Source organism: Bacillus sp. JJ1474, from assembly GCF_036965225.1.
Taxonomy (GTDB): domain Bacteria; phylum Bacillota; class Bacilli; order Bacillales; family Cytobacillaceae; genus Cytobacillus.
On sequence record NZ_JBALPC010000028.1, the window covers coordinates 55417 to 64577 of the forward strand.

Below are 9161 nucleotides of genomic sequence, written 5' to 3' on the forward strand. Positions count from 1 at the left end.
GAATAATTTCTCATTCAAGATTAGAACCGTATTTTTACTGTTCAAAGGAAAGAGAAAATTGTAGAGAGGAATTGGCAATGAGAGATTTTTTACTAGAATGGTTTCCAAATAATCCAATACTTGCTGTCCTCGTTAGTTTAATAATAAATATGATTGTTGCTATATCAGGCATTTTGCCCAGCGTTTTTATTACTGCAGGAAACATTGCCTTTTTTGGTTTCGAAATGGGGCTCTTGGTCTCCGTTGCGGGAGAGGCAGCTGGAGCAATTGTAAGTTTTGTCTTATACAGAAAAGGATTAATAAAGCTTTCACCTAATATAAAAAAATCAAAGTCTAAGCTTTTATTAAAGTTGAAGAATACAGCCGGAGCAGAAGCAATATTTCTTGTACTTGCCCTTAGAATTTTTCCGTTTATTCCTTCAGGCGCTGTAACACTTGCAGCTGCATTCAGTAAAATGGGGCTGTTATCGTTTTGTGTCGCAAGCACATTAGGGAAAATACCATCTCTATTAATAGAAGCATACTCGGTTGACCAAGTGTTATCGTTAAAATCAGAATGGCAGATTACCATTATTCTTCTTATCATCTTAACAAGCATCTATTTTTTTATGCGAAAAATGAAACAATAAAAAGTAAGAACAATCAAATTTGATTGCTCTTACTCTTTTATTGTTTATAATATCAGCGTAATCCATCTAATTTTAACGTTGCAGTTTTGATATAATCTAAAATATTTATTTTCAGCTAATACGCAATGAAATAAAAATTTTCAAATTTAATTGAGGTGAGAAAAATTTCAATTTTACGTTCCATTCGAAAAATTTATCAGTTTTTTGTGGATATACCTATTAAAGATGGGACAGTTTTGAAAGATCGCTATCAGGTGTTAAGTTTTATAGGTGCTGGAAGCTACGGGATGGTATATCTCTGCAGAGATTTGAAAACAAATGAAAATAGAGTGATTAAACAACTTCGGCCAAGTAAACGGCGAAATAAAAAAGAAGCAGCGATGTTTGAAAATGAAATCTCAGTATTAGGTACGCTAAACCAAAAAAATATGCCAGTTTTATATGAAGCTTTTTCAAGTAATGGATATTTTTTTTATGCAATGAGTTTTATTGAAGGGGATAATCTGGAAGACGAACTTTTCATTAGCAAAAAAACGTATAGCGAGAAAGAGTCACTCTTTATTCTTGTCCACTTACTCGAATTAGTAGATGACCTTCACAATAAAGGCATTTATCATCAGGATTTGCGTACCGCTAACATTCTTCTAAAAAACAAGGAACCTTTTTTGATTGATTTTGGTTTATCTAAGCAAAGAGACTCAATTAATCAGCATAACAAACTAGAAGATATTTTAAAGATGAAACAGCAGGATTACTATGATTTAGGGGACTTGCTTTTATATTTGCTTTATTCAACGTACTCCTCCAAGAATAAAAAAGCTCTCCCCTGGACAGAAGAACTTTCTTTAAAAAAGGAAACCGTTAATTTACTGAAAAAATTACTAGGAATACACGAACCTTATACAAATACTATTGAAATTTCAAAAGGTTTATATGCCGCAATAAATGCGCAAGAAAAAGAAAGTTAATTGTATAGAGTAAAATTAGCTGCTGCTTCGTCCTTTACGTTTATAGCGGTGGCTTCCACTCATTGGAAATGATTTGTACCGTCTGCTGCTACTGCTTCCGCGACGATAATTGCGGTGTCTTCGCTCGCTGCTTCCTTGAGAAAGATGTTTGACCATTTTCAATATTTTTTTAAACATATATTACCTCTTTTCATCTATTTTAGTAAGGCTTAGGAGGATACGAGTTTAAAACGTAATATTTAAAGGATAGTCTAAAAATTTTGCTCGCATACCCCACAGGTATTTCAGATATTGAATTGAACAGAGCCTTTTTTAAAGCTTGCCGTTCGTTACTATTTAATTAATTGTTTTTCTGCTATTTTTTTAACTTCTAAATAATGAATTTGATGACCATCGATATTGTGTACTTTGAAATTATAACCTTCGAATTCTAGTTCTGAACCAGTCTTAGCATCAAAGTTTTGAGTCAAGAACCATCCACCTATTGTGTCAACATCCTCATGAGATAAATCGGTTCCCAATAAATTGTTAACATCCTCTATGAGTAATTTGGAATCTAAAATAAAATGGTTTTCGTTTAACATTCGAATTGCTGGCACTTCATCTTCATCAAATTCATCTCTAATTTCTCCGACAATTTCTTCAATAATATCTTCAACAGTTACTAAACCAGATGTACCACCATATTCATCCATTAGGATGGCAATATGGATCCGTTCTTTTTGCATTTTTACTAACAAGTCATGGATTGGGACATTTTCGATCACACGAATAACGGGATTTATGAATGTCTCTAATTTATAGTCTTCATCTGCATTTTTGTTTATAAGATTAGTCGTTAAGAATTCTTTCGCATTAATAAAGCCTAGAATATTGTCTTTATCACCATTAACAACTGGGTATCTTGTATAATGTTCGGTCCCAATAATATTCAATATATCGTTAAAGGTATCGTCAATTGAAATCGTCACGATTTCCGTTCGCGGCACCATGATTTCTTTCGCAATTCTTTCGTCAAATTCAAAAATATTGTTCACGTATTTTAGTTCATTTTTATTAATTTCCCCACTCTTATAACTTTCGGATAATAAAATTCGGAGTTCTTCTTCCGTGTGAGCTACTTCGTGTTCTGAGGCAGGTTTTATACCAAAAAGTCCAACAAGGACACGTGCTGAACCATTTAGAAACCAGATGAACGGATACAGCAATTTATAAAACCAGATGATCGGTGTGGATAGTAAAAGTGTAACTGCCTCCGCTTTTTGAATAGCAACGGTTTTTGGTGCTAGTTCCCCAACAACAACATGAAGGAATGTTACAAGAGCAAATGCAATACCAAATGATAATACATTTGTAATGGACTCACTTAACTCAAAATAAGCAAACAATGGGTGCAATAGCTTTTCAACTGTCGGTTCACCAAGCCAACCTAAACCTAACGCAGTAATCGTGATTCCCAATTGGCAGGCTGATAAATACTCATCTAAGTGAGTGACGACTTTCTTAGCTGCTATAGCACCCTTTTTTCCTTCAGCGATCAGTTGATCAATTCTGGAAACACGGACTTTAACAATAGCAAATTCAGTCGCTACAAAAAATGCGGTTAATATAATTAATAGTGCTATCAATAATAAATTTATTACATCCAATATAATCCTTGACTCGTCTAGGATACGAGTAAGGAGACACCTCCTAATAGGTTAAGATTTTATGAAACTCCACTATCTTATTTATTCTTCTTTGCTATTTCCTTGAGTCATCACTATCATTTAACTAAGCAATAAAAGCAATGTTTGTATCAGCGACAAACTTTCATGTGAAATTTTTTTCTTCATTTCTTCGAATTTCTTTTGATCAGTCTTCTCAAGTTGAGCAAGAACCTCAGCAACTTCTTTTTCCAAACCTTTAATTTTCAGTCGTAAGTCTAATACGTCAACCTCTTCTGAAAATTTATCTATGCACTCTTTTTTAATTTCCTCCAATGACATACCTTCTTCTTTGCGCTTTTCAATGAAGTGAATACGTTCTATTGAAGAATGATCATAGTACCGGTAATTAGAAGGAGAACGTTCTGCTTTTAGTAAACCAAGATTCGTATAATGGTCGATCGTCCTCTTAGTGACGCTGGCCTTCTCTGCCAATTCTCCAATTCTTAACTTCTCAGTCCCAACGTAATCCCTCCAAACTATAACGTTATGGTTATGTTATAATCATACAATTAAAATTAATAGTTATCAACTATTTTGAAATAAGAATAAGAGATTCACAGTTTGAAAATATTTCTGCTTGTCAAACTTATTCACACCTATTTTCGTTTGCTGGAATTGAAAAAAAGACTAACTCGAGGTTGTAGTATAACAACTTTTCGAGTCAGTCTCTTTCTCTTTATTCCCTATTTATAATAAATTGGACGAAAAGAGCAGCAACAAAGTACCAACAACAAAACAATAGTATGCAAAATATTTTAAATTCCCTTTTGCCATAATCCCCATAAACCATTTCATAGAGAAGTATGTCATGAATAATGTAGCAATAAAAGCGATTAAGTAAGGTACAGCCAAAGTGCCGATATCTGGACTACTTATCAAATCCGAAACCCCTAACACCATGCCGCCTAAACTCACCGGGATATAGAGCATAAATGAAAAACGTAAAGCTGTATCTTGTTTCATGCCGACTACAATCGATGTTATTACTGTTGCTCCGGAACGACTAATTCCAGGAACAAGGGCAACAGCTTGAGCAAACCCAACAATTAATGCATCTTTGATGGATAAATCCCCATCTCTTTTCATCCCCCGAAGGTTACGAATCAGCCAAAGTGCTACTCCAGTAATTAACAAGGTGATCGCAATTGTATGTAGTGAAGTTAGATACTTGGCAATGATGTCATTGAACAGTAAACCTAGCACGGCTGCAGGGATTGTGCCAATCACAATATAAAGAACAAACATAAAATCAGATTTATATGCTTTTTCTTTCGTACGAATAAATTGGAGCGTATTCACCATTAAACGCTTAAGGTCTTGGCGAAAGATAAAGCAAATGGCGAAAAGTGAAGCTGTATTTGTTAGAATTTCAAATACTAAACCTTTCTGTTCAATCCCTAATAATCTCTGTCCAATGATAAGATGACCGCTTGATGAAACGGGAATGGGCTCAGTAACACCTTGAATCAAACCTAATATTAAGTATTTTATGATGATTAGAAACTCATCTGCATTCATAAAACCTATGTACCTCCAAAACTGTTAAATGCTTCTTCTCCTAGACTATACTTTAAAAATTAGGTTCGTAAAGTGTTTTATTAAATTTCCCGAAAATTTGGATATAATAGGTAACATTATTCTAAATCGCTAACTATACTTACAATGATATTAAATTAATCCCAACATCATATTATTGGATTTTCAGCCATTTAGTTGTAATATTCATATAAGGAAATTTTAGTCGGCCATAGGGAGTGAGATTGGTACATGTCGTTGTTCGAAAAAAGATGGTTTAAAAGTATGGTTGGAATCATCTTACTTTTATTAATTGTATTTTTATTAAATGAGAATCAGTTTATCTTAACTCCAATCGTTGTTTTGATAAAAACGATTTTTTTGCCTTTTGTTGTCGCAGGTATTTTGTTTTATTTATGCCGTCCTTTAGTAGCATGGCTAGAAAAGAAGAAAGCTCCACGATGGATTGCTATTTTAGCTGCTTATCTTGCCATCATTTTGTTTGTATACGGCGTTATAAAGTTGGTTGGACCAGTCATCAATGACCAATTAGAACGATTTGTCGATAATTTGCCAGCGATGGTTTCCACCGTAACTGATTGGATTAAATATGTTCAGGAAAATCGGGCTACTTTTCCAGACTTCGTTCAAGAGGCATTGCTTACTGCGAGTGCAGATTTAGAATCCCGAATTGAATCCAATATAGGGAATATTGCTAATGGAATTCTTGGTATTTTCGGATTGATTGGCGGGTTTATCAATACGATCTTCTATCTTGTACTTGTTCCATTTATTTTATTTTATATGTTAAAAGATAGTCATCGATTTGCACCGAGTGTGGCTGTTTTGTTCCCACAGTCTAAAAAAGAACATGTGAAAAACATATTAAAAGAAATGGACAAGACCATCTCTACCTATATACAAGGACAAATGCTCGTCAGTGTCATTGTCGGGGCGCTTTTGTTCATAGGCTACTTAATTATTGGACTGAACTATTCACTTGTTTTAGCAATGTTCGGGATGTTTACAAACGTCATTCCGTTTTTAGGCCCATATATTGCAGTCATTCCTGCATTCTTAGTCGCATTATTTCAAGATCCTATCATGGCTCTTTACGTAGCAATTATCATGTTAGTTGCGCAACAAATAGAAGGAAATATCATTTCCCCGAATATCATGGGGAAAACACTAAACATCCATCCTTTAACAATCATTGTGTTAATTTTAACAGCAGGAAACCTTATGGGGATTATCGGGGTAATCTTTATCATTCCAGCTTATTCCATAGTAAAGGTACTTGTCATAAATATTGTTAAGATTTTTAAAACAGAATAATAGATAAGGAAAAGCCGACTTTCTCACAACCAAGAATGTCGGCCTTTTTCAACTTACTCTAAGCTTTTAATACCAAGCCTTTCATAAGCTCTATCTCTAGCAAGATTATGTGACTGCCATGATTTACTTTGTAAATATTCTCTTTCAGCTTTGCGCTGCTTTAGCAAAGCTTCTAATCCTTGAACATCCGGCTGCTTTTCATAAAGCTCAATTAATCCCATGATTCCCGTTGCAGATAAGCTGTTCAAATACTGAATATCGATTTTCCCTGTAGTCTCAAAGCGAGCCATATTTTGATCAACAACGATTTTATCGATATTTACGATATTTAGCCCCGCATAATAAATAAGTGCTGCAATGAAATAAAAACGGAATAACGATAGCCTCTCAATCCAGATTTTCACAAGAGTATAGGCAAAGATGACCATAAGGAAAATCATAAAGGAATGTGCGAGAACCCGAGTTAATGTGAATCCATAAGCATCCTCATACATCGTTAATCGCATGAAGGCGGATATAAGAAGGACCCCGCTCGATAGCACAAGAATGGTTAAGGCCAACTTAATTGTTTTCCTCAAAATTCCTGCAACATTTTTAGTTAAATTGATGACCCCAGTCGTAACAGTTAGATTGATCAATGTGACAAAGAGCAGTTCAAAAAATCCGCGGCGCGCATATTCTGCGTACGTATAGCCTTCATCAAGAGTCCCACTGAAAAAGTACTTGAATTGGACGGCAACGAATAATACATAGACTAAATCTAGAAGCAGCAAAACAGTCAGTGTAATAATTCCATCCACTCCAAACGGCTTAAGGGCGCCATCTCTCTGGATAATATGGATGTTCCTTTGCAAGAGTACTTGAAGAAATCCAAAGAAACTGAATGTATATATTAAAATAACTACCGCACGGAAAACATATTCTCCCCTAAAGTTGAACAAACCAGGGATACTATTTAAAAGCCTTTCAAATTGAGTATCTGCGGACATAAGCAAATTCAATATGATAAATAAAAAGGGGAAGGAGATAGCTACGCCAATCAGAACCTTTTTCCACACAACATTTTGTTTTTCGTTGCTTCCTCGTCTTGTCAGCTTGGCAGCATATTTAGTGAATAGTGCACTATACCGAATTCCGTCAATCAGGCGTTGTAACGTGTAAATGACGAAATACAAGTTACTCCATTCTATTTTTTTCGGTGAAGTGATTAAGGCAAGATGGAAGATAACAAGGGCCGGTATCACAAGAATATTCAACGCATAAAAAAGTGCTGTATCATACAGATAATAGCTTGCTGCTAAAAGCCATATTGCGATTAGTACTAGATAGCCGAACCGCTGGTGCGAAAAGGAAAACGACCGAAACCTCCAGAAAAACAGCGCGTAAAAAACAAAAATGAAAACAAAATAGGAGATGCCAATCTGATATCTGAAGAATGCTTCCTCTGCCACAATTCCCAATAAAAAACACAAGAAAAAGAAAATCCAATCTATCCTTTCGATTTTGATTTCCATAATAAAGCCTCCTTTTTATATAGATATTCTATATACATAGTTATTCTATGTACGAAGGTAAAAAAAAGCTCATACAGAAGCTTTTTTCCCCCACCTGTAGCTAATCAGGCAAACTGGGTATAAAAGTAGCGTCATCAGAATACAGATCCCGATAAACGTTTCAGTCAGCAACGGGCTGAACCATTCATGGGGAATGATTCGGAAAACCGTCAGAGCCATTAGCGTTAAATTTGGTATTAACGCCAAGAAAAAGGTCGTTTTCATTAGCTTTCTGCCTTTATGGCCAAACCCTCTGCCAATTTCATAGCCAAGCAACGCCCAGAAAAACAGATAAATACACACAATTAAGATCGGAAAAGATGTTAATTGAACCCATAGGCTTGTGAGCCAGCTCCAGTTTAGCAGATTATGCGCGAGCGTAAGGATAGACCCCCCGGCAAAAAAAAGAATATTAACAGCTATGAACAGCCATTTCATCTTGCTGGGCGTAACGGAAAGTTCTTCTCTCCACATGGCCGCAATCTCTTCGGGTGCTCCGAGCCTTAAATAGATTTGATTGCGCACCTCGGAATCATCCTCTAGCTTGAAAAGCTCTACAAGGAGTTCATTAAGATGATCATCATATTCCTTTAAAATCAACTCTTTTTCGCTATGATTTGCGAGGTGCTTTGCAAGCTCTTCTAAAAACTCATCCTTCAGCCGATCCATGCTTTTTTCTCCCCATCACCTTGTTCATTACGGAAACAAAGTCATTCCATTCACGGGTTTTCTCAAGAAGCATTTCTTTCCCTGCCTCCGTAATACGATAATACTTCCTGGCTGGTCCCTTCTCCTGCTCCTGCCAATAGCATTCAATGTATTCCTGCTTTTCGAGCTTATGAAGGGCTGGATACAATGTGCCTTCTTTAAAAGAAAACTCATTTTCGCTGCGCTTCTCCAGTTCCTTAACAATCTCATATCCATACATATCCCGCTCGCCTAACATTTGAAGAAGCAATAGGGATGAACTTCCTTTGACCAATTCACGATTGAACACTTTATCACCTACCTAGTTATTTTAGGTATATAGAGATTCTACACTTCAGCGGAGAAATTGTAAAGGATCAAATTACCTTAAATCTCCTTAATTTTATTTTCATGGAACACAGCTTTTGTTAAAACTGATGATACTCGGTAACCATGAATAGTTCATGAAATCTACTCTATTAAAGTTAAATAAACTCATCGGTACCTCAACTGCTAATTATAGAAGGCAGCTAATAAGTTCATTAAAATAAGATAGGAGTACCTCTCATATGGCAACTTCAAAACTAAAAAATCCGAGTCATTCATCAACTCGGATTTTTATACGTTTAAGATAGCTCCAAATTCACTTTGAAAATTGTAACTTATTTCAAGTTCTTTTTTATAGGCTGAATATTTTTTATCACATGCCTGGCATGCCCATACCCGGGAAGCCACCCATGCCCATACCTGGAACACCGCCCATGC

The 9161-nt window shown here is 35.6% G+C and carries 10 protein-coding genes; 3 read left to right on the top strand and 7 right to left on the bottom strand.

Annotated features, from left to right (window positions below):
• The first annotated feature begins 77 nt into the window (after window positions 1–77).
• Both V7164_RS04485 and V7164_RS04490 read left to right on the top strand, forming a co-directional pair.
• A complete protein-coding gene (locus V7164_RS04485) occupies window positions 78–629 on the top strand; it encodes a TVP38/TMEM64 family protein (RefSeq protein ID WP_335344303.1) in 552 nt (183 codons plus the stop codon).
• 236 nt (window positions 630–865) lie between these two features.
• Complete coding sequence (locus V7164_RS04490) at window positions 866–1597, top strand: serine/threonine protein kinase (protein WP_335344302.1); 732 nt, start codon at window positions 866–868, stop codon at window positions 1595–1597.
• A gap of 15 nt (window positions 1598–1612) precedes the next feature.
• Here the strand turns inward: V7164_RS04490 and V7164_RS04495 are convergent, their stop codons facing one another.
• The 4 genes from V7164_RS04495 to V7164_RS04510 all read right to left on the bottom strand — a co-directional run bounded on the left by V7164_RS04495 (window position 1613) and on the right by V7164_RS04510 (window position 4824).
• Window positions 1613–1774, bottom strand: a complete 162-nt coding sequence (locus V7164_RS04495) for a hypothetical protein (RefSeq protein ID WP_335353485.1) — start codon at window positions 1772–1774, stop codon at window positions 1613–1615.
• 155 nt (window positions 1775–1929) lie between these two features.
• Window positions 1930–3246 carry a hemolysin family protein gene (locus V7164_RS04500; RefSeq protein WP_335353486.1) on the bottom strand — a complete coding sequence of 439 codons (1317 nt, stop codon included), beginning with the start codon at window positions 3244–3246 and terminating at the stop codon, window positions 1930–1932.
• 120 nt (window positions 3247–3366) lie between these two features.
• The gene (locus V7164_RS04505) at window positions 3367–3738 is read right to left on the bottom strand and encodes a MerR family transcriptional regulator (RefSeq protein WP_335344300.1); all 372 of its coding nucleotides are present in this window, start codon (window positions 3736–3738) and stop codon (window positions 3367–3369) included.
• Window positions 3739–3993: 255 nt separating this feature from the next.
• Window positions 3994–4824 (bottom strand): undecaprenyl-diphosphate phosphatase, encoded by an 831-nt coding sequence (locus V7164_RS04510; protein ID WP_335344299.1) that lies wholly within the window; start codon window positions 4822–4824, stop codon window positions 3994–3996.
• Window positions 4825–5073: 249 nt separating this feature from the next.
• Between V7164_RS04510 and V7164_RS04515 the strand changes: the two genes are divergently transcribed.
• Complete coding sequence (locus V7164_RS04515) at window positions 5074–6156, top strand: AI-2E family transporter (RefSeq protein WP_335344298.1); 1083 nt, start codon at window positions 5074–5076, stop codon at window positions 6154–6156.
• 53 nt (window positions 6157–6209) lie between these two features.
• Here the strand turns inward: V7164_RS04515 and V7164_RS04520 are convergent, their stop codons facing one another.
• From V7164_RS04520 to V7164_RS04530, 3 genes are all read right to left on the bottom strand, one after another.
• The gene (locus V7164_RS04520; RefSeq protein ID WP_335353487.1) at window positions 6210–7670 is read right to left on the bottom strand and encodes a DUF4153 domain-containing protein; all 1461 of its coding nucleotides are present in this window, start codon (window positions 7668–7670) and stop codon (window positions 6210–6212) included.
• 69 nt (window positions 7671–7739) lie between these two features.
• Window positions 7740–8378 carry a hypothetical protein gene (locus V7164_RS04525; RefSeq protein ID WP_335344296.1) on the bottom strand — a complete coding sequence of 213 codons (639 nt, stop codon included), beginning with the start codon at window positions 8376–8378 and terminating at the stop codon, window positions 7740–7742.
• Window positions 8359–8706, bottom strand: a complete 348-nt coding sequence (locus V7164_RS04530; protein WP_066291043.1) for a PadR family transcriptional regulator — start codon at window positions 8704–8706, stop codon at window positions 8359–8361. Before V7164_RS04530 ends, V7164_RS04525 begins: the two co-directional genes overlap by 20 nt.
• Window positions 8707–9161 lie beyond the last annotated feature (455 nt).